The organism is Pseudomonas sp. S2_F03 (genome assembly GCF_054668335.1).
On record NZ_CP162759.1, the window covers coordinates 3,018,277 to 3,038,355 of the forward strand.

The 20,079-nt window shown below is 60.3% G+C and carries 14 protein-coding genes and 5 pseudogenes; 10 read left to right on the forward strand and 9 right to left on the reverse strand.

The window, feature by feature from the left end:
• Window positions 1-7 precede the first annotated feature (7 nt).
• Genes rsmB through def form a run of 3 tightly spaced genes read right to left on the reverse strand, consistent with a single transcriptional unit; the run spans window position 8 to window position 2,834 of the window.
• A complete protein-coding gene (rsmB, locus tag AB4N76_RS14180; protein WP_460164571.1) occupies window positions 8-1,315 on the reverse strand; it encodes a 16S rRNA (cytosine(967)-C(5))-methyltransferase RsmB in 1,308 nt (435 codons plus the stop codon).
• Complete coding sequence (gene fmt / locus AB4N76_RS14185) at window positions 1,312-2,271, reverse strand: methionyl-tRNA formyltransferase (protein WP_460164572.1); 960 nt, start codon at window positions 2,269-2,271, stop codon at window positions 1,312-1,314. Before fmt ends, rsmB begins: the two co-directional genes overlap by 4 nt.
• Before the next feature lie 56 nt (window positions 2,272-2,327).
• Window positions 2,328-2,834 carry a peptide deformylase gene (def, locus tag AB4N76_RS14190; RefSeq protein ID WP_046030998.1) on the reverse strand — a complete coding sequence of 169 codons (507 nt, stop codon included), beginning with the start codon at window positions 2,832-2,834 and terminating at the stop codon, window positions 2,328-2,330.
• Window positions 2,835-3,007: 173 nt separating this feature from the next.
• On the opposite strand from def, the gene AB4N76_RS14195 reads away from it, so the two are divergent.
• From AB4N76_RS14195 to AB4N76_RS14205, 3 genes are all read left to right on the forward strand, one after another.
• Entirely contained in the window at window positions 3,008-4,033 is a 1,026-nt protein-coding gene (locus AB4N76_RS14195) for a LysM peptidoglycan-binding domain-containing protein (protein ID WP_046031000.1), read from the forward strand.
• Between the two features lie 79 nt (window positions 4,034-4,112).
• Window positions 4,113-5,213 (forward strand): DNA-processing protein DprA, encoded by a 1,101-nt coding sequence (gene dprA, locus AB4N76_RS14200; RefSeq protein WP_046031003.1) that lies wholly within the window; start codon window positions 4,113-4,115, stop codon window positions 5,211-5,213.
• 54 nt (window positions 5,214-5,267) lie between these two features.
• The gene (locus AB4N76_RS14205) at window positions 5,268-5,825 is read left to right on the forward strand and encodes an L-threonylcarbamoyladenylate synthase type 1 TsaC (RefSeq protein ID WP_046031005.1); all 558 of its coding nucleotides are present in this window, start codon (window positions 5,268-5,270) and stop codon (window positions 5,823-5,825) included.
• A gap of 129 nt (window positions 5,826-5,954) precedes the next feature.
• Here the strand turns inward: AB4N76_RS14205 and AB4N76_RS14210 are convergent, their stop codons facing one another.
• The gene (locus AB4N76_RS14210) at window positions 5,955-6,932 is read right to left on the reverse strand and encodes an NADPH:quinone reductase (protein WP_046031007.1); all 978 of its coding nucleotides are present in this window, start codon (window positions 6,930-6,932) and stop codon (window positions 5,955-5,957) included.
• Window positions 6,933-7,111: 179 nt separating this feature from the next.
• Here AB4N76_RS14210 and hemF point away from each other — a divergent pair.
• Window positions 7,112-8,025 (forward strand): annotated as a pseudogene (gene hemF, locus AB4N76_RS14215) (oxygen-dependent coproporphyrinogen oxidase).
• Between the two features lie 13 nt (window positions 8,026-8,038).
• A pseudogene (gene aroE / locus AB4N76_RS14220) lies at window positions 8,039-8,859 on the forward strand (shikimate dehydrogenase).
• A 103-nt stretch (window positions 8,860-8,962) separates the two neighbouring features.
• Here aroE and AB4N76_RS14225 read toward each other — a convergent pair.
• The 3 genes and pseudogenes from AB4N76_RS14225 to betC all read right to left on the reverse strand — a co-directional run bounded on the left by AB4N76_RS14225 (window position 8,963) and on the right by betC (window position 13,154).
• Window positions 8,963-10,531 carry a SulP family inorganic anion transporter gene (locus tag AB4N76_RS14225; RefSeq protein WP_046031012.1) on the reverse strand — a complete coding sequence of 523 codons (1,569 nt, stop codon included), beginning with the start codon at window positions 10,529-10,531 and terminating at the stop codon, window positions 8,963-8,965.
• A gap of 171 nt (window positions 10,532-10,702) precedes the next feature.
• Window positions 10,703-11,623: a choline ABC transporter substrate-binding protein gene (gene choX, locus AB4N76_RS14230; protein ID WP_046031015.1), complete on the reverse strand. Its 921-nt coding sequence runs from the start codon at window positions 11,621-11,623 to the stop codon at window positions 10,703-10,705.
• 17 nt (window positions 11,624-11,640) lie between these two features.
• Window positions 11,641-13,154: pseudogene (betC, locus tag AB4N76_RS14235) on the reverse strand (choline-sulfatase).
• 114 nt (window positions 13,155-13,268) lie between these two features.
• On the opposite strand from betC, the gene AB4N76_RS14240 reads away from it, so the two are divergent.
• A complete protein-coding gene (locus tag AB4N76_RS14240) occupies window positions 13,269-14,219 on the forward strand; it encodes a choline sulfate utilization transcriptional regulator (protein ID WP_460164573.1) in 951 nt (316 codons plus the stop codon).
• Here the strand turns inward: AB4N76_RS14240 and AB4N76_RS14245 are convergent.
• Entirely contained in the window at window positions 14,212-14,877 is a 666-nt protein-coding gene (locus AB4N76_RS14245; protein ID WP_046031025.1) for an NAD(P)-dependent oxidoreductase, read from the reverse strand. The two genes, AB4N76_RS14240 and AB4N76_RS14245, sit on opposite strands and share 8 nt — an antisense overlap.
• Before the next feature lie 83 nt (window positions 14,878-14,960).
• Here AB4N76_RS14245 and AB4N76_RS14250 point away from each other — a divergent pair, with 83 nt between their 5' ends.
• Window positions 14,961-15,287 (forward strand): DOPA 4,5-dioxygenase family protein, encoded by a 327-nt coding sequence (locus tag AB4N76_RS14250; RefSeq protein WP_046031026.1) that lies wholly within the window; start codon window positions 14,961-14,963, stop codon window positions 15,285-15,287.
• Here the strand turns inward: AB4N76_RS14250 and AB4N76_RS14255 are convergent.
• Window positions 15,288-15,690: pseudogene (locus AB4N76_RS14255) on the reverse strand (GFA family protein).
• Window positions 15,691-16,008: 318 nt separating this feature from the next.
• On the opposite strand from AB4N76_RS14255, the gene AB4N76_RS14260 reads away from it, so the two are divergent.
• The 3 genes and pseudogenes from AB4N76_RS14260 (at window position 16,009) to AB4N76_RS14270 (ending at window position 20,045) form a co-directional block, all read left to right on the forward strand.
• Window positions 16,009-17,316 carry a CitMHS family transporter gene (locus AB4N76_RS14260; protein ID WP_046031030.1) on the forward strand — a complete coding sequence of 436 codons (1,308 nt, stop codon included), beginning with the start codon at window positions 16,009-16,011 and terminating at the stop codon, window positions 17,314-17,316.
• An 85-nt stretch (window positions 17,317-17,401) separates the two neighbouring features.
• Window positions 17,402-18,170 (forward strand): annotated as a pseudogene (locus tag AB4N76_RS14265) (TerC family protein).
• A gap of 216 nt (window positions 18,171-18,386) precedes the next feature.
• The gene (locus AB4N76_RS14270; protein WP_046031036.1) at window positions 18,387-20,045 is read left to right on the forward strand and encodes a Na/Pi cotransporter family protein; all 1,659 of its coding nucleotides are present in this window, start codon (window positions 18,387-18,389) and stop codon (window positions 20,043-20,045) included.
• The last annotated feature ends 34 nt before the right edge of the window (window positions 20,046-20,079 follow it).

The following is a 20,079-nucleotide window of genomic DNA, read 5'->3' on the forward strand; positions in this document are numbered from 1 at the left end:
CCGTTTATCACCGCGCGGCGGCAATCTTGATCAGCTTGGCGTAGTAGAACCCGTCGTGCCCGCCTTCCTGGGCCAGCAACTGGCGACCGTGAGGTTGCTTGATGCCAGCGGCAGTGGCGAGGTCCAGCTCTCGGGCGCCCGGCGTACGGGCGAGGAAGGCTTCGATGACTTCAGTGTTTTCGGTCGGCAGTGTGGAACAGGTGGCGTACAGCAGAATGCCACCCACTTCCAGAGTTATCCACAGGGCGTCGAGCAGTTCACCTTGCAGTACCGCCAGCGCGGCGATGTCGTCGGGTTGGCGAGTCAACTTGATGTCCGGATGACGACGGATGACCCCCGTCGCCGAGCACGGCGCGTCCAGCAGGATGCGTTGAAACGGTTTGCCATCCCACCAGGTGGCGGTGTCACGGCCATCGGCGGCGATCAGCTCGGCGCTGAGTTTCAGGCGTTCGAGGTTTTCCCGCACCCGCACCAGACGCTTGGCTTCAAGGTCCACCGCTACCACGCCCGCCAGCTTCGGTTCGGCTTCAAGGATGTGGCAGGTCTTGCCGCCCGGTGCGCAGCAAGCGTCCAGTACCCGTTGGCCCGGCGCCAGATCGAGCAGCTCGGCAGCCAGTTGCGCCGCTTCATCCTGCACGCTGATCCAGCCTTCGGCGAACCCCGGCAGGTTGCGCACATCGGCGGCGGACTCCAGGATGATGCCGTCCTGACTGTACACGCACGGCGTCGCGGCGATCCCGGCCTCGGTCAGCAACCCAAGGTAAGTATCGCGAGTGTGATGACGACGGTTGACCCGCAGAATCATCGGTGGATGCGCATTGTTCGCCGCGCAAATGGCTTCCCATTGCTGCGGCCAGAACGCTTTCAGAGACTTTTGCAGCCAGCGCGGGTGGGCGGTGCGCACCACCGGGTCGTGCTCCAGCTCGGCCAGCAACGCTTCGCTTTCCCGCTGGGCGCGGCGCAGCACAGCGTTGAGCAAGGCTTTGGCCCAAGGCTTTTTCAGTTTGTCAGCGCAACCGACCGTTTCACCGATGGCGGCGTGGGCCGGAACGCGGGTGTAGAGCAGTTGATAGAGGCCGACCAGCAACAGCGCCTCGACGTCGGCATCCGCAGCCTTGAACGGTTTTTGCAGCAACTTGGCCGCCAGCGCCGACAAGCGCGGCTGCCAGCGCGCGGTGCCGAACGCCAGGTCCTGAGTGAAGCCGCGATCGCGGTCTTCCACCTTGTCCATTTGCGTGGGCAGAGAACTGTTGAGTGAGGCTTTTCCGTTAAGAACAGCGGCAAGTGCCTTGGCGGCGGCCAGACGCGGGTTCATTGAGCGTCCGCCGTGTGACCGAGCACGGTGCCGACCGCGAATTTCTCACGACGGCTGTTGAACAAGTCGCTGAAGTTCAGTGCCTTGCCGCCGGGCAATTGCAGACGGCTCAGGCACAACGCCTGCTCACCGCACGCGACGATCAGACCGTCCTTGCTGGCGCTGAGAATTTCCCCTGGCGCGCCCTTTCCTTCAGCGAGGCTGGCGGCCAGCACTTTCAGCGCTTCGCCGTTCAGTGTGCTGTGGGTAATCGGCCATGGGTTGAAGGCGCGAACCAGACGTTCAAGCTCGATGGCCGGACGGCTCCAGTCGATGCGCGCTTCATCCTTGTTCAATTTGTGTGCGTAAGTGGCGAGGCTGTCGTCCTGCACTTCACCTTCCAACGTGCCCGCTGCGAGGCCGGCAATGGCTTGAATCACGGCCGGTGGGCCCAGTTCCGCCAGACGGTCGTGGAGGCTGCCACCGGTGTCTTCAGCGGTGATCGGTGTGGTGACTTTCAGCAGCATCGGGCCAGTGTCCAGGCCCAGTTCCATGCGCATCACGGTCACGCCACTTTCAGCATCGCCTGCTTCGACGGCGCGCTGGATCGGCGCCGCCCCGCGCCAGCGTGGCAGCAGCGAGGCGTGGCTGTTGATGCAACCCAGGCGCGGAATATCCAGCACCACTTGCGGCAGGATCAGGCCGTAGGCGACCACCACCAGCAAGTCCGGCTTGAGCGCGGCCAGTTCAGCCTGAGCCTCTTCGTTGCGCAGGGTTGGCGGTTGCAACACCGGGATGTTGTTTTCCTGAGCCAACTGTTTGACCGGGCTAGGCATCAGCTTTTGCCCACGGCCCGCCGGACGGTCCGGCTGGGTGTAAACCGCGACGATCTCATAAGGGCTGTCAAGCAGGGCCTTGAGGTGTTCGGCGGCGAATTCCGGGGTGCCGGCAAAGACGATGCGCAGTGGCTCAGTCATATAGAAGGTCTCGCAAAGAAAAAGGCTTGCCGCAGCAAGCCTTTGAAAGGAGGGCATCAAGCGTTCTGGCGATGGAGCTTTTCCAGTTTCTTCTTGATTCGGTCGCGTTTGAGACTGGACAGATAGTCGACGAACAATTTGCCGTTCAGGTGGTCGCATTCATGCTGGATGCACACCGCGAGCAGGCCTTCGGCGATCAGTTCGTAAGGCTGGCCGTCGCGGTCCAGGGCCTTGATCTTGACCTTCTGCGGGCGATCGACGTTTTCGTAGAAGCCCGGCACCGAGAGACAGCCTTCCTGATACTGCTCCATCTCGTCAGTCAGGGTTTCGAACTCGGGGTTGATGAACACCCGTGGTTCGGTGCGGTCTTCGGAGAGGTCCATCACCACGATGCGTTTGTGCACGTTGACCTGGGTCGCGGCGAGGCCGATGCCTGGCGCTTCATACATTGTTTCAAACATGTCATCGACCAACTGACGCACTTCGTCGTCCACTACGGCCACAGGTTTGGCGATAGTGCGCAGGCGCGAATCGGGGAATTCGAGGATGTTTAAAATGGCCATAAGCTCAATTGCTGCACGTGTGAGGGAAGTCGGGTCGATGGCCTGGCGGGTCCGAAGATGCAGGCTACCGTTGTAAAACGTAGCTCTCTTTTTCTGTTCAGGAAAGAAAAAGGGAGCGAGCCACGAAGGCTCTGGCGTTTTACGCGAACGCACATAATAAAGGGATTCACCGCATGAGGAAATCACTACTCGCCTTGCTCCTTCTGGCCTCGGCCGGTTTGGCGCACGGGCAAGTGCAACTCAAGGAAGGTTTTCCACAGCAATACACAGTGGTTGCGGGGGACACACTCTGGGACATCTCGGGAAAATTTCTGCGCCAGCCGTGGCAATGGCCCGAGCTGTGGCAGGTTAATCCGCAAATCGAAAACCCCAATCTGATATTCCCCGGCGACTCACTGTCGCTGGTCTACGTCAACGGCCAGCCCCGTCTGACCCTCAATCGCGGGGCATCGCGCGGCACCATCAAACTCTCGCCACAGGTGCGCAGCTCGCCAGTGGCCGAGGCCATCCCGAGCATTGCGCTGCGATCGATCAACAGCTTTCTGTTGAGCAACCGCATCGTCGACAAGGTCGAGGATTTCGACAAGGCGCCTTACATCGTCGCCGGCGATGCGGAGCGCGTGCTCAGCGGCATGGGCGACCGCATCTTCGCCCGTGGCCACTTTGACCCGAACCAGCCGGTCTACGGCATTTTCCGCCAAGGCAAGGTCTACACCGATCCCGAGAGCAAGGAGTTCCTGGGGATCAACGCCGACGACATCGGCGGCGGCGAAATTGTCGCCACCGAAGGCGACGTCGCGACATTGGCGCTACAACGCACGACTCAAGAGGTGCGTCTCGGTGACCGCTTGTTCAGTGGCGAAGAACGCTCGATCAACTCGACCTTTATGCCCAGTGCACCGAAAACCCAGGTCAACGGGGTGATCATCGATGTGCCGCGAGGGGTGACGCAGATCGGCGCGCTGGACGTGGTCACGCTGAACAAGGGGCAACGTGATGGCCTGGCCGAAGGCAACGTGCTGGTGGTGATGAAAACCGGCGAAACCGTACGCGACCGGATCACCGGTCAGCCACTGAAAATTCCCGATGAGCGCGCCGGTCTGCTGATGGTTTTCCGCACTTACGACAAGCTCAGCTACGGGCTTGTGCTCAACGCTTCGCGCTCACTGGCCGTCATGGACAAGGTGCGAAATCCTTAACCTGCTCCACAAGTTACCAACAGAGTTATCCACAGCTTATTCCCGTTTCGACGGGGCTCATAACGATCAAGGATGATCCATGTCGCTGCCTGCTGTTACACCGGTGTCCCCTGCGGAGCTGGAAGCTCGTTTACGTTTGCACCGTTTGCCTGAACTCGGCCCGGCGCGTTTCAAAAAACTGCTCGAAGCCTTCGGCTCGGCCTCAAAAGCCATCAGCGCGCCGGCCAGTGCCTGGCGTTCGCTGGGCTTGCCATTGGCGTGCGCCGAAGCTCGCCGTACCAATGAAGTACGTGATGGCGCCAGCCACGCATTGGCCTGGCTAGAGCGTCCGGGCCAGCATTTATTGATGTGGGACCAACCTGACTACCCGGCGCTGCTCGCAGAAATCAGTGATGCGCCGCCATTGTTGTTCGTTGCAGGTGCCCCCGGGATTCTGGAGAAACCGCAGCTGGCGATGGTCGGCAGTCGTCGCGCCTCGCGTCCGGGCATGGACACCGCCGCCGCGTTTTCCCGCAGCCTGGCGGGGGCCGGTTTTGTCATCACCAGCGGTCTGGCGCTGGGTATTGATGCCGCCGCGCATCAAGCCGCTCTGGATGTGGGCGGGCGAACGGTCGGGGTGCTTGGCACGGGACTTGAAAAGTTTTATCCACAGCGCAACAGACGTCTGGCTGACGCCATGATTGCGTCGGGGAGCGCAGTGCTTTCGGAGTTCCCGCTGGACGCCGGCCCTACCGCCAGCAACTTCCCCCGGCGCAATCGAATCATCAGCGGTTTGTCGCTCGGCGTGCTGGTGGTCGAGGCCAGCGTTGCCAGTGGTTCGTTGATTACGGCGAGACTGGCAGGGGAGCAAGGTCGGGAGGTTTATGCGATTCCCGGGTCGATTCATCACCCAGGCGCCAAGGGCTGCCATCGGCTGATCCGTGACGGTGCGATACTGGTGGAAACTGTCGAACATATCCTCGAAGCCTTGCGTGGCTGGCAACGGTTGCCGTTATCCAGCGAGAAACCCTCGGTGACCCATCCGTTGCTCATACTGTTGCACGCCGCGCCGCACACCAGTGAGGCGTTGTCCGTCTCCAGCGGCTGGGCGTTGTCCAAAGTGCTGGCCGCGCTGACGGAGCTGGAGATGGACGGTCGCGCAATCTGCGAAAGCGGGCGTTGGTTTGCGCGGGTGAGCTAGGTTTTATAAGGAAGATCGGTAAACTGCGCAGAGCCTTATTCTGGAGAGTTTTTCATGGTCAACAGTTGGCGTGTGCAACAAGCCGCGCAAGCCGTTCGCGCAGGGGCGGTCATTGCCTATCCGACCGAAGCGGTCTGGGGGCTGGGTTGCGATCCGTGGGACGAAGAAGCGGTGTATCGTCTGCTGATGCTCAAGGGTCGGTCTATGGAGAAGGGCCTGATTCTGGTTGCCGACAACATTCGTCAGTTCGACTTCCTCTTCGAAGACTTCCCGGAACTGTGGATGGACCGCATGGCCAGTACCTGGCCGGGGCCGAACACCTGGCTGGTGCCGCATCAGAATCTGTTGCCGCAGTGGATCACCGGGGTGCATGAAACGGTGGCGCTCAGGGTCAGCGATCATCCGCTGGTGCGCGATTTATGCGCGCTGGTAGGGCCTCTGGTATCAACCTCGGCCAACCCGCAGGGCCGGCCAGCGGCGCGCACGCGGCTTCGCGTGGAGCAGTACTTCCGCGGAGAGCTGGATTTGGTGTTGGGCGGGAATCTGGGGGGGCGAAAGAACCCGAGCGTGATTCGAGATCTCGCGACCGGGCACGTTGTGCGCCCGGACTAAGATCGCGTCATCGCTCATCGCGGGCAAGCCCGATCCCACAAGGTTTCGGTCGTTCACATAAGTTGTGTACGACTCGGACCTGTGGGAGCGGGCTTGCCCGCGATGAGGTCCTGACTGACATCGAATGTCTTATGGCCGCAGCACTATCGAACCCGTCGTGCGCCGCGCCGACAATTCGGTCTGCGCCTTCGCCGCGTCTTCCAAGGCAAACGTCTGGCTGATGTCCACCTTCAGCTTCCCGCTGATGATCATCTCGAACAGTTCATCGGCCATACGCTGCAAGTTCTCGGCATTGTTGGCGTAAGTCGCCAGCGTTGGCCGGGTTACGTACAGCGAGCCTTTGGCCGACAAAATCCCCAGGTTTACCCCGTCCACCGCGCCGGACGCATTGCCGAAGCTCACCACCAACCCCCTTGGCGAAACGCTATCGAGCGATGTCAGCCAGGTGTCTTTTCCAACGCCGTCATACACCACCGGCACTTTCTTCCCGTCAGTCAATTCCAGTACGCGTTGTGCGACGTTTTCATGGCTGTAATCGATGGTCGCCCAGGCGCCATTGGCCTTGGCCAGCGCGGCTTTCTCGGGCGAGCTGACCGTACCGATCAACTTCACGCCCAACGCCTTCGCCCATTGGCAAGCCAGGGAGCCAACGCCACCGGCGGCAGCGTGGAACAGAATGGTTTCGCCACCCTTGAGTTCATAGGTCTGACGCAGCAGGTACTGCACGGTCAGGCCCTTGAGCATGACCCCGGCCGCCGTTTCGAAGCTGATGGCGTCCGGCAGAAGCACCAGATTGGCCTCGGGCAACACATGAACGTCGCTGTAGGCGCCCAACGGACCGCTGCCGTAAGCCACGCGATCACCAACCTTGAAACGTGTGACTTCGCTGCCCACCGCCTCGACCACGCCCGCGCCTTCCGAGCCCACACCTGACGGCAGCGCGGGGGGCGCATAGAGGCCGCTGCGGTAATAGGTATCGATGAAATTCAGGCCGATGGCCTTGTTGGTGACGCGGACCTGATGCGGGCCGGGCTCGGCGGGTTGGTAATCGACATACTCGAGCACTTCGGGGCCGCCATGGGCGCGGAACTGGATACGCTTGGCCATCAGAACTCTCCTTAGGTCTTAGCTACTGGGGTTGTAGCGCGAAGCGCCCTATCGAACTCCTAACCCTGATCTTCGTCAACTGCGGCAGGCCTGTCTGCGATGTTATGCTACGCGCCCATTTGCGCCGGTCCCCGCTCTGATGGAGCGCCGCGTAGTTTTGCCCGATTCAAGGTGATGACATGACGACCCGCACCGAGGCCGTAAAAGCCTACCTGCTCGACCTGCAAGACCGCATTTGCGCGGCCCTCGAAGCTGAAGACGGCGGCACACGCTTCGTCGAAGACGCCTGGACCCGGCCTGCCGGTGGCGGCGGTCGCACGCGAGTGATCGAAAACGGTGCAGTGATCGAAAAGGGTGGTGTCAACTTTTCCCACGTTTTCGGCAGCGGCCTCCGCCTTCTGCCAGCGCTCATCGGCCAGAACTGGCCGGGCGTGGCTTCGAAGCCCTCGGCGTGTCGCTGGTGATTCATCCGCACAACCCGCACGTACCCACTTCCCACGCCAACGTGCGCTTTTTCATCGCTGAAAAAGAAGGTGAAGAACCGGTCTGGTGGTTCGGCGGCGGCTTCGACCTGACCCCTTATTACGGCAATGAAGACGATTGCGTGCATTGGCACCGCGTCGCCGAGCAGGCCTGCGCGCCGTTCGGCCCGGACGTCTATTCGCGCTACAAAGCCTGGTGCGACAGCTATTTCCACATCAAGCATCGCCACGAGCCGCGCGGCATCGGCGGCCTGTTCTTCGATGACTTGAACGAGTGGGACTTCGACACCAGCTTCGCGTTCATGCGCGCCATCGGTGATGCGTACATCGACGCTTATCTGCCGATCGTGCAGCGCCGCAAACACGATGCGTTCACCGCCCAGCAGCGTGAATTCCAGGAATTCCGTCGTGGCCGTTACGTTGAGTTCAACCTGGTCTACGACCGTGGCACCTTGTTCGGCCTGCAATCGGGCGGGCGTACCGAGTCGATCCTCATGTCCCTGCCGCCGCAAGTGCGCTGGGGCTATGACTGGAAAGCCGAACCAGGCAGCGAAGAAGCCCGCCTGACCGAGTACTTCCTGCAAGACCGCGATTGGTTGGCCGAGGCCTGAACGAGGAGTTCTTATGGACCGTTACGTTGTATTCGGTAACCCGATTGGCCATAGCAAGTCGCCTCTGATCCATCGCCTGTTCGCCGAGCAGACCGCGCAAAAGCTGGACTACAACACGCTGCTGGCGCCACTTGACGACTTCTCCACCTGCGCCCGGACATTTTCCTCGAAGGTCGCGGCGCCAACGTGACCGTACCGTTCAAAGAAGAGGCTTATCGGCTGGCGAATAGCCTGACGGCGCGGGCACAGCGGGCCGGTGCGGTAAACACCTTGAGCAAGCTCGTCGATGGCAGCCTGCTGGGTGATAACACCGACGGCGCCGGTCTGGTGCGGGACCTGACGGTCAACGCCAGTTTCAGCCTCAAGGGCAAACGCATCCTGTTGCTGGGGGCGGGTGGCGCAGTGCGCGGCGCTCTGGAACCGTTGCTGGCCGAACAACCGGCCTCTTTGGTGATCGCCAACCGCACCGTGGAAAAAGCCGAGTTACTGGCGGAGTTGTTCGCAGACCTGGGCCCGGTCTCGGCCAGTAGTTTCGACTGGTTGAAAGAGTCGGTGGACCTGATCATCAATGCGACGTCGGCGAGCCTGTCGGGTGACGTGCCGCCGATTTCCGGCAGTTTGATTGAGCCGGGCAAAACCGTTTGCTACGACATGATGTATGGCAAGGAGCCGACTTCGTTCTGCCGTTGGGCCACGGAGCATGGCGCGGCGGTGTCGATGGATGGTTTGGGCATGCTCGCTGAACAGGCGGCAGAAGCCTTCTTCCTGTGGCGCGGTGTGCGCCCGGATACGGCGCCAGTGCTGGCCGAACTGCGCCGCCAGCTCGCCATATAACTTTGTAGGAGCAAGGCTTGCCCGCGATTCAGGCGCCGCGGTGTCTCAGGCATACCGCGTTATCGTTTATCGCGGGCAAACCTTGCTCCTACAAAGGCGTGTTTCAGTCTTCAAACCGGATCGGGCACTTGTCGGCCCCTTCCAGCTTCCTCAATTCGTCCACCACCTGCGGCCGCGCGCGTCGCAGGGTCAGGCTGCGATCCTGCTTGAGCAGCCGCCGCGCTTCCTGATGCAGCATTTCCACCCCTGAGTAATCGATGAAGTTGATCTGCTGCGCCTCGATCACGACGCGCGCACCGTGCAGGCGTTGCAGGCGCACCTGCAGGTAATGGCTGGCGCCGAAAAAAATCGAACCGCCCACCCGCAGAATGTCTTCATCCCCATCGCGCGAATGCTGCACGCGCGGTTGCGAGGTTCGTTTGAGGTAGAAGAACAACGAGGCGAGCACCCCGGCATAAATCGCCGTCTGCAACTCCAGCAGCAACGTGGCGACACAGGTCAGGGCCATGACCGCGAATTCGGCACGGCTGACGCGCAACAGGGCACGAATCCCGCGATGGTCCACCAATCCCCAGGCGATCAGCAAAATGCTGCCGGCCATGGCCGGGATCGGGATGTGGGCGATCAACCCGGCGCCGAAGATGGCGAACAGCGCGACCCACACCGCCGAGAACACCCCGGCCATGGGTGAGCAGGCGCCGGCTTCATAGCTCAGGCCCGAGCGGGTGAAGGAGCCGGCGGACAGCGAACCGGAAAAAAACGCACCGACAATGTTGGACAAGCCCTGGGCGCGAACTTCTTGATTGGCGTCGAGCAACTGCTGGGAGCGGGCCGACAACGAGCGGGCAATCGACAGGCTGGTCACCAGCCCCAGCATGCCCACTGCCACCGCGCTCGGCAGCAAACGCAGGATAAGGTCCAGATCCAGCGGCAGGGGGCTCAAGGGTGGCAAGCGCCCGACAAATGCGCTGACCAATTTCACATGGCCGAACATGGAGGGCCATAGCCACACCAGCAGCCCGGCGAGGACCAGCGTGATCAACAGCGTCGGCCAGCGAGGCAGCAATGATTTCAGCACCGCGCCGACAACAACCGTCGCCAGCCCCAGCGCCAACGACGGTTTATCCAGGGCGCCGAGGTGCTTGAACAGCATCAGGAAACTGTCGAGCGCCGTGGCCTGGCTGGGCAAGTCCAGGCCCAACAGGTTCGGCAACTGGCCGATGGCAATTACCACCGCCGCACCGAGGGTGAAACCCAGCACCACGGAATGCGAGACAAAATTCACCAAGGCGCCGAAACGCAGCAGGCCCAACAGCCACTGGAAAACGCCGGCCAGGAGTGTCAGCAGCAAAATCAGCGTGATGTAGTCCTGTGACGCGGGGACGGCCAGAGGACTGACGCTGGCGAACAGGACAATGGAGATCGCCGCTGTAGGACCGCAGATCAAATGCCACGAGGAACCCCACAAGCAGGCGATAAACACCGGGATGATGGCCGCGTACAACCCGTATTCAGGTGGGAGACCGGCGATCAGTGCGTAGGCAATGGACTGCGGCAACGCGAGAATCGCGCCGCTGAGGCCGACGATCAGGTCACGACCAACGCTGGCGCGGGTTTGCCGGGGCAACCAACTGAGAAAGGGAAAGAGTGAATGGCGGCTGGGGAAGGCCATGGGTCCTCTCGGGTGGGTTTTTGCGCAAGGGTAGCAGGACTAGCCGCCGATCGTTCCCACGCTCCGCGTGGGAACGCCGCCATGGACGCTCTGCGTCCGCTTGGAGATGTGACGCGGAGCGTCACGGGATGCATTCCCACGCAGAGCGTGGGAACGATCGGTGGCGGGGGTTCAGAGTTTGGCTTTCACCGCCGGCAACGCGTCCTTGCCATCGGCGGTTTTCACGCCATCGAGCCATTTATCCAGCACCGCTGGATTGGCCTTGATCCACGCCTTGACCGCCTCCGCATTGCTGACCTTCTTGTTCACCACCTCGGCCATGATGCTGTTCTCCATGTCCTGGGTGAAGCTCAGGTTGGTCAGCAACTTACCCACATTCGGACAGGCTTCGGCGTAGCCCTTGCGGGTCAGGGTATGGACGCTGCCGGTGTCACCGAAATACTTTTCGCCACCCTTGAGGTAGTGCATTTTCAACTGCACGTTCATCGGGTGCGGGGTCCAGCCGAGGAAGGTCACGAATTTCTGCTTTTTCACGGCGCGAGACACTTCGGCCAGCATCGCCTGCTCGCTGGACTCCACCAGTTTCCATTGGCCCATGTCGAAATCATTCTTCTTGATGATTTCCTGTAGCGAAATGTTCGCCGGGGCGCCGGAGCCGATGCCGTAGATTTTATGGTCGAACTTGTCGGCGTATTTATTCAGGTCGGCAAAGTTATGCACACCCGCGTCCCACACATAATCCGGAACCGCGAGGGTAAATTCGGTGCCGTCGAGGTTTTTCGCCAATTGCGTGACATCACCGGTGGCCACGAACTTGTCGTAAAAACCCTGCTGGGCCGGCATCCAGTTACCCAGGAACACATCGACCTGGCCATCCTTCAGGCCGCCGAAGGTGATGGGCACCGCGAGGGTGTCGACTTTTGCCTTGTAGCCCATGCCATCCAGCAGAAACCCGGTGATGGCGTTGGTCGCGGCGATGTCGCTCCAGCCCGGGTCGGCCATTTTTACCGTCTCGCAACTCTGATCGGCGAACGCCGATGCACTGCCCAGAGCCAGCAGCCCGACCGTCAGTGCTGTGGATAACTTTTGCATGGACTTCCCCCTTGAGATTATTGGTTTTGGCAGGGTTGTGGATAACGTGCTTTGCGCTCCAGATCATCGAGGTTGATGTGGTTGCGCATGTACTGCTGACTGGCGTCCACCAGCGGCTGGTGATCCCAGCTCTTCAGCTTGCCGAGGGTCAGCGCATCGGCAACGAAACGCCGGCGTCGCTGGCTGGCGAGCACCTGTTGGTGAATCGCCGGGATGTTCCATTTGGCCCGGGCTTCGGCAAGAAATTCTTCGAAAAAGAACGATGTTGCGGTGACTGGCTGAGTTCTTCCTGTTCTCGCGGGTCGTTGTGTACGTCGAAGAGCAGGCAGAGGTCGTCTTCGCTGTAGATGAATTTGTAGGCGCCGCGACGGATCATCATCAATGGACTGATGGTGCCTTCGGCCATGTATTCGCCGAACACTTCGTCGTGACCGCCCTGCCCTTGCAGGTGCGAAACCAGCGAACGACCGTCCAGCGGCAAGCCAGGTTCCAGTGAGCCGCCAGCCAGTTCTACGAAGGTGGGCAGCAGATCGGCGGTGGAAACAGCCGCGCTGACTCGCCCTGCCCCGAACTGCCCTGGCGCGCTGATCAGCAGCGGTACTCGTGCAGCCATTTCGTACCAGTGCATTTTGTACCAGAGCCCGCGTTCGCCGAGCATGTCGCCATGGTCACCGGAGAAGACGATGATCGTGTCGTCGATCAGCCCCGTTTCTTCAAGCGTTTGCAGGAGTTTGCCGACGTTGCTGTCGATATAGCTGCAAGCACCAAAGTAGGCGCGGCGCGCATCGCGAATTTTATCCACAGGCAATGGCTTGTCCCACAGGTCGTAAACCTTGAGCAAACGCTGGGCGTGCGGATCGAGTTCTGTTTGCGCCGGTGTTTCGGGCAGCGGGATGTCGGCGTCGTCGTACATATCCCAAAAAGCCTTGGGAATCGTGTACGGATCGTGTGGGTGGGTCATCGAAACGGTCAGGCAGAACGGTTGGTCGCCGTCCTCGCGGATGTGGTCGAACAAGTATTGCTGGGCCTTGAACACCACTTCCTCATCGAAATCCAGCTGATTGGTGCGCACGCACGGCCCGGCTTGCAGCACCGACGACATGTTGTGATACCAGCTAGGACGCACGTCCGGTTCATCCCAATTCACTGCCCAGCCGTAATCAGCCGGGTAAATATCGCTGGTCAGGCGCTCTTCGTAGCCGTGGAGTTGGTCCGGGCCGCAAAAGTGCATTTTGCCGGACAGCGCCGTGCGATAACCGAGTCGACGCAGGTAGTGGGCATAGGTCGGCACATCGGCGGGGAAATCGGCCGCGTTGTCGTACGCGCCGATCTTGCTCGGCAATTGGCCGCTGACCAGGGTAAAACGCGACGGCGCGCACAGCGGGCTGTTGCAGTAAGCAGCGTCGAACACCACGCCTTCGGCGGCGAGGCGGCTCAGATTCGGCAGTTTGATGGGCGAAGGACCGTAGAACGGCAACATTGGCGCGGCCATTTGATCGGCCATGATGAAAAGAATGTTCTTGCGCTTCATGTGATCGCGGCATTCCATAGTGAATATTTATGCGAGACTGCTGCGATCGAGCATGTAACCCACGCATATTGTGGTAAAGCCCACGCCAGGCAATGACTAGGATTAGCACAGCTTATGTATGACGCCCTTGGTGACTTGTCGTTGGACCTGCTGCGGGCCTTTGAAGCGGCGGCCCGCCATCGCAGCTTTACCGCTGCGGCGGTGGAGCTTGGCACGACGCAGCCGGCGGTCAGCCAGCAGATCAAACGGTTGGAGGAGCAACTCGCCACGCGGCTGTTCGACCGCATCTACCGAGGTATCGAACTGACCGAGGCCGGGGCCATACTTTTTGATCAGGTTCAGCTCGGTTTGCAGAATATCGACGCAGGATTGAGCGCAATCAGCGCACAACAGCAACATGAAGTGTTGCAAGTGGCGACCGACTTTGCCTTCGCCGCGTACTGGCTGATGCCACGTCTGCACCGCTTCCATGCCGCCAATCCGCACGTCGATGTGAGCCTGGTCACCAGCGAGCGCAGTCACAACATGCTGCGCACGGATATCGATGTGGCGGTGGTGTTTGGCGATGGGCGTTTCAAACAGGGTGAAAGCCATTGGCTGTTCAGCGAAGAAGTCTTTCCGGTGTGCAGCCCGCTGTTGCTCAAGGATCGGCCCCTGCCCTTGCCGGTCAAGTCGCTGCTGGAATTTCCCTTGCTGCACTTGCGGGGAGAACACAGCAGCAACTGGTTCGACTGGAGCGGTGTATTTCGTCAATTGGGGATAACTTCGGCGCCGGCACCGGGGCAACTGCGCTTCGACAATTACACGCTGCTGATTCAAGCGGCGATTGGCGGCCAGGGCGTGGCGATCGGCTGGCGGCACCTTGTGGATAACTTGCTGGCGCAGGGTTTGTTGTGTCGTCCCGTCGCGGAATCGGCGATGTCCAGCCTCGGCTATTACGTGGTCGTGCCCCAGCGCAAACGGCGCGGGGCGTTGATTCACCAGTTTGTGGACTGGTTGATGGCCGAGCAGGCCAGCAGCGCGCAATCGCTCAATGGCCTGGCGCTGCCTTCCATCGCTATTTAGGATCGGTGGCGATGAAGTTCACGTGTTCACGGATGTGCAGGTTCAGCTTTAGCTCATCGGCGATGCCCACCGCGACCCGGTTCAGACGCTCCAGCGGTTCGGCCAGCCCCGGCTCCAGATGGCTGGAGACATGGCTGAAATGTTCGATGCTCAGCCCGGGCACCCCGCGTGGCGCATTCACCAGGGTCCACTTCAAGGCACTGGCTTGTAGCGACTCGCGGATTTCTTCGGCGGCGTGGAGTTGCAGCTGATCCTCTGTTTCTGAATCATCCAGCACTTCAAAATCGCCCACCAGAAACAGCCGGTGCACCCCGGCGGCTTGCATGCCGTCGATCAGTGCATCCACCGCCAACACTTGTTCGACCGGGCCCACCACGATGGTTTTTTCCACGTATTCGCTGTTGAAAGGCAACCCGGGTGCGTCTAACAGGCAGATGACGGCCGAGCAGCCCGCCACACTTTGTTTAACGCGTTGTGCCTCGAACAGGTCACCGGTTTTAGTTCGAAGGCCCGGGCGCGGCGCCAGCGCCGTCAGGTCATCCAGAATGGCGATCACTTCATGTTGGCGGCGCAGCATTTGCGCAATCAGCGCACTGCCCAAGCTACTCATGGCACCATAAAGCACTACTTTGACCACCGGGGTTTCCGCGTTTTTCATGGCTGAGACTCCTCCTCCCTTGAGTATATGACGTGTGACCTGCGGGGATCGTCGAGGGTTCGAACAGGATTTGAGGGATTCAGATGCAACCGATCAAGGGTTATCACGCCCACGTTTATTTCGATGCCGGGACGGTCGACCAGGCACGGGCCTTGTGCGAGCAGGCGGCGCAGTTGTTCCCGCTGAAGATGGGCCGCGTGCATGAACGCCTGGTCGGCCCGCACCCGGACTGGAGCTGCCAATTGGCGTTCGGCCCCGAACTCATCGGCGATGTATTGCCGTGGCTGGCCCTCAACCGCAAGGGGTTGGTGGTGTTCCTGCACCCGGACACCGGCGACGACTTGCTCGACCACACCGAGCACGCGATCTGGATGGGTGCAATCCGGCCGCTGGATCTGTCTATTTTTTGATCAGAGGCTTTCTTCGGCTTCGCCCGGCAAGTGCTCGTCCAGGTGCAACCAGGGCAAGCGGCTGTCCATCCAGATATGCCGCTCGGCCGGGAGCCTGCTCCGGGTGGTCGAGGGTGGCGATGGTCAGGTCGATGCTCTGCGGGCTGAGACGGGTCATAAACGCCAGTTGCGCCCCACAATTCGGGCAGAAGTAACGTACGCCGGTTGTTGAAGAATCGTACTGCGCCGGTGTGCCGTTCACCCATTCAAACGCCGATGTCGGCACAGTGATCCAGGTGGTCACGATCCCGCCGCTGACCCTTCGGCAAATCGAACAATGACAGTGGGCGATGTCGTGCAGCGGCCCGCTGAATTGGTAGCGTATGTGTCCGCAGTGGCATCCGCCTGTATGAATTTCACCCATATTTCGCCTCCTGCCCCGTATTCAGGGGCTTTGAACCCGTCCGACGACCGGTCGCACATCCGCGCAAAGCTTTCATCGGCGAAAGCTGGCTGAAAGCTTCCCCGATTAGGATCGCCCCACTGCCGGCAACAGACCGGTTGGCCAATGAGTGTTTTATCGCTCGCACGGCCCATTTAACAACAACAATGGTGATCCTGATGTTCTCTGCTACCCGCCGCTTCGCTGTCACTCCGTCCGTACGCCTCGTGCTCCCCGTTCTGCGCTGACCCCACCCGGTTCGCCCATTTCCCCTCGCCGCGCTACGCCTGGAGTATTCCCATGCTGACTTTCCTTGGCTTTGCCATGGTCATCACGTTCATGTTCCTGATCATGACCAAGCGCCTGTCCGCGCTGATCGCCCTGATCATCATCCCGATCCTCTTTGCCCTGTTTGGCGGTTTTGCACCGAAGATCGGTCCGATGATGCTCGAAGGCATCACCAAGCTCGCGCCGACCGGTGTGATGCTGATGTTCGCCATTCTGTACTTCGCCCTGATGATCGACTCCGGCTTGTTCGACCCGGCCGTGCGCAAGATCCTCAAACTGGTCAAGGGCGACCCGTTGAAAGTTTCGGTCGGCACCGCCGTTCTGGCGCTCGTTGTTTCCCTCGATGGTGACGGCGCGACCACTTATATGATCTGCGTGGCCGCGATGCTGCCGCTCTACAGCCGCATCGGCATGAGCCCGCGGATCATGGCCGGTCTGATCATCCTCGCCGGTGGCGTGATGAACATGACCCCGTGGGGTGGCCCGACCGCACGTGCGGCCAGTGCACTGCATGTGGACCCGTCCGATATCTTCGTACCGATGATTCCAGCCATGCTGGCCGGTGTGGTGGCGATCCTGGCGATTGCCTACTTCTACGGTAAGCGCGAGCGTGCTCGCCTGGGTGAATTGCACCTGGTCGGCGATGAAATCGACCACAGTGAAATCAGCGTTTCGCAGTTCCCGGATGCACGTCGTCCGAAGCTGATCTGGTTCAACGGCTTCCTGACCCTGGCGCTGATGTGCACCCTGATCGCCGGCCTGTTGCCGCTGCCAGTGCTGTTCATGGTGGCGTTCAGTATCGCGATGATCGTTAACTACCCGTGCCTGCAACAGCAGAAGGATCGCATTGCGGCCCACGCTGGTAGCGTTCTCTCGGTGGTCGGCCTGATCTTCGCGGCCGGTATCTTTACCGGTATCCTGACCGGCACCGGTATGGTCGATGCGATGTCCAAGAGCCTGTTGGCGGTCATCCCTGAATTCCTCGGTCCGTACCTGGCAGTCATTACTGCGCTGGTGAGCATGCCGTTCACGTTTTTCATGTCGAACGACGCTTTTTATTACGGCGTGTTACCAGTACTTGCCGAAGCCGCCAGTCATTACGGTATAACCGCAGTTGAAATGGCACGTGCCTCGATCGTCGGTCAGCCCGTCCACTTGTTGAGCCCGCTGGTACCATCGACCTACTTGTTGGTGGCTCTGGCCGGTATCGAATTCGGTGACCATCAGCGCTTTACCCTGAAATGGGCAGTGTTGGTGTGCATGTGCATACTGGTTGCAGCGTTGCTGATGGGGATTTTTCCGCTCTTCAGCACTCTATAAGCCCAAGACTCACCACAACGGGTCCCGGCTTCGCGGTTTGAAGCCTGGGCCCGTTGCGGTTTAACAATCGCTCAAAGGAATACACATGGAATGGCTGACCAACCCTGAAATCTGGGTTGCCTTCTTTACCCTGACCGCCCTGGAAATCGTTCTGGGCATCGATAACATCATCATGATTTCGATCCTGGTCAGCCGCATGCCCAAGCACATGCAGGCGCGCACCCGGATTTTCGGTCTGGCGCTGGCCATGATCACGCGGATCCTGTTGCTGCTGTCGATCACCTGGGTCATGCGCCTCACGGCGGACCTGTTCGTGGTGTTTGGCCAGGGCATTTCCGGCCGCGACCTGATTCTGTTCTTCGGTGGTCTGTTCCTGCTGTGGAAGAGCTCGCAAGAGATGTACCACGCGCTGGAAGGCGAAGACGAAACCAACGAGGAACCGAGCGGCAAGGGCGGCAACTTCCTCTACACCATCGTGCAGATCGCGATCATCGACATCGTGTTCTCGCTGGATTCGGTGATCACCGCTGTCGGCATGGTCTCCCATGTTCCGGTCATGGTCGCGGCGATCGTCGTTGCCGTACTGGTGATGATGTGGGCTTCCGGCACCATCAGCGAGTTCATCGACAAACACCCGTCGCTGAAAATGCTGGCGCTGTCGTTCCTGTTGATCGTCGGTACCGTGCTGATTGCCGAGTCCCTGGACGTACACGTACCAAAAGGCTACGTCTACTTCGCCATGGCGTTCTCGCTGGCGGTTGAAGCGATCAACATCAAGATGCGCACCGCGATTGCGAAAAAAGAAGAAGCAGCAAGATCCGGTGAAACTGCGTAAGGACATTCCGGGCCAATAACCCGATTGTCATGCGATAGAAAAAGGGGCCTTCGGGCCCCTTTTTTCACGCCTGCATAAAACCGTTTTCATGACACTTTTGTTTCAATCACTTCCTTGGCTATGTAATGCTGGCGCTCAGACCGTTAGCCAACTACAGCTTAAGTACAGAACGTAGAAAAACGCGCGGTACCGTCAACTTGCCCCGCTGGGGCGCGACCATCACAGGGGGGCCTTTATGCTCACCCTGCTCAATTTGTTATCGGCCGTGGCCTTGTTGATCTGGGGCACGCACATTGTCCGAACCGGCATTTTGCGGGTCTACGGGTCCAACCTGCGCCATGTGATTGGCCAGAACATGTCCAAGCGCTGGCTGGCGTTTCTCTCCGGGATCGCGGTGACCGCGATGGTCCAGAGCAGTAACGCCACCGCCATGCTGGTCACCTCGTTTGTCGGCCAGGGCCTGATGGCGCTGACTCCGGCACTGGTAACCATGCTCGGGGCGGATGTTGGTACGGCGCTGATGGCGCGGGTGCTGACCCTGGACCTGTCGTGGCTGTCGCCGCTGCTGATCTTTGTCGGGGTGATTTTATTTCTGTCGCGCAAACAGACCCGACTCGGGCAGATGGGGCGCGTGGCGATTGGCCTTGGGCTGATCATTCTGGCGTTGCAACTGATTGTGGAGGCTGCTGCGCCGATCACCCACGCCAAAGGGGTAAAAGTGATCTTCGCCTCGCTGACCGGCGACATTTTGGTCGATGCCCTGGTCGGCGCATTGTTCGCGATGATCTCCTACTCGAGCCTGGCCGCCGTGCTGCTGACCGCGACCCTGGCCGGTGCCAAGGTGATCAGCTTGCCGGTGGCCATCGGTCTGGTGATTGGCGCCAACATTGGCAGCGGCGTTCTCGCGTTCCTCAGTACCAGCATGCAGAACCCCGCCGGGCGCCAAGTGGCGCTGGGCAGCCTGTTGTACAAACTGATCGGCCTGTTGTTGATCATTCCGGTGCTGAACCCATTGGTACACTGGCTCGATAGCCTGGACTTCAGTCCCCAGGAAACAGTCATTGGCTTTCACTTGCTCTACAACAGCGTCCGCTGCTTGATCCTGCTGCCGACCGTCGGTCCGATGGCCAGGCTGTGCGCCTGGCTGTTGCCAGAGCGGCCGGAAGTCAACGGAACCGCCAAACCCCGCCATCTCGATCTCACCGCGCTGGTCACACCGAGCCTGGCGCTGGCCAATGCGGCCCGGGAAACCCTGCGCATGGGCGATCTGATCGACAACATGCTGGAAGCGATGCTCGATGTGTTGAATGGCAAGCAAACGGCCGTTACCCAGGAAGTGCGTCGTCTGACCGATGATGTCGACGCGCTCTACAGCGCGATCAAGCTCTATCTGGCGCAAATGCCCCGCGAAGACCTCAGCGACCAGGACAGCCGGCGCTGGGCAGAAATCATTGAGTTGACGATCAACCTCAAGCTCGCCAGCGACCTGATTGAACGCATGCTGCGCAAGGTTCAGCAGCAGAAAACCTCACACCGCCGGTCCTTTTCCGAGGTCGGGCTGGAGGAGTTGTCAGGATTGCAACGTCAGTTGATCTCCAATTTGCGGCTAGGATTGTCGGTGTTCCTGAGCGCTGACAAGGAAAGTGCTCGCCAGTTACTGCGTGAGAAACGCCGTTTTCGCGCACAGGAGCGGCGTCTGGCCCATGCCCATGTCAGCCGGTTGCAGCTTAAGATTGTGCAAAGTATCGAGACCAGCTCGTTGCATCTGGAGCTGATCGCCGACATGAAACGTTTGAATTCGCTGTTCTGCAGCAGTGCTTACGTGGTGCTTGAAACGTCCGACACCGGCGCGCTGGCGGTCGACGATTTGGCTGACATCACGCATTCACCCTGAACGTCCACCGTTGTCTGAAGTCTGTTGAACTGCG

Excerpts from the sequence above, each read along its gene's own strand:
- choX (WP_046031015.1), bottom strand. The coding sequence starts at position 11,623 with ATGCAAAAGTTATCCACAGCACTGACGGTCGGGCTGCTGGCTCTGGGC.
- dprA (WP_046031003.1), top strand. The coding sequence starts at position 4,113 with ATGTCGCTGCCTGCTGTTACACCGGTGTCCCCTGCGGAGCTGGAAGCT.
- AB4N76_RS14205 (WP_046031005.1), top strand. The coding sequence starts at position 5,268 with ATGGTCAACAGTTGGCGTGTGCAACAAGCCGCGCAAGCCGTTCGCGCA.
- def (WP_046030998.1), bottom strand. The coding sequence starts at position 2,834 with ATGGCCATTTTAAACATCCTCGAATTCCCCGATTCGCGCCTGCGCACT.
- AB4N76_RS14260 (WP_046031030.1), top strand. The coding sequence starts at position 16,009 with ATGCTGACTTTCCTTGGCTTTGCCATGGTCATCACGTTCATGTTCCTG.
- fmt (WP_460164572.1), bottom strand. The coding sequence starts at position 2,271 with ATGACTGAGCCACTGCGCATCGTCTTTGCCGGCACCCCGGAATTCGCC.
- AB4N76_RS14225 (WP_046031012.1), bottom strand. The coding sequence starts at position 10,531 with ATGGCCTTCCCCAGCCGCCATTCACTCTTTCCCTTTCTCAGTTGGTTG.
- AB4N76_RS14245 (WP_046031025.1), bottom strand. The coding sequence starts at position 14,877 with ATGAAAAACGCGGAAACCCCGGTGGTCAAAGTAGTGCTTTATGGTGCC.
- AB4N76_RS14195 (WP_046031000.1), top strand. The coding sequence starts at position 3,008 with ATGAGGAAATCACTACTCGCCTTGCTCCTTCTGGCCTCGGCCGGTTTG.
- AB4N76_RS14210 (WP_046031007.1), bottom strand. The coding sequence starts at position 6,932 with ATGGCCAAGCGTATCCAGTTCCGCGCCCATGGCGGCCCCGAAGTGCTC.
- rsmB (WP_460164571.1), bottom strand. The coding sequence starts at position 1,315 with ATGAACCCGCGTCTGGCCGCCGCCAAGGCACTTGCCGCTGTTCTTAAC.
- AB4N76_RS14270 (WP_046031036.1), top strand. The coding sequence starts at position 18,387 with ATGCTCACCCTGCTCAATTTGTTATCGGCCGTGGCCTTGTTGATCTGG.
- AB4N76_RS14240 (WP_460164573.1), top strand. The coding sequence starts at position 13,269 with ATGTATGACGCCCTTGGTGACTTGTCGTTGGACCTGCTGCGGGCCTTT.
- AB4N76_RS14250 (WP_046031026.1), top strand. The coding sequence starts at position 14,961 with ATGCAACCGATCAAGGGTTATCACGCCCACGTTTATTTCGATGCCGGG.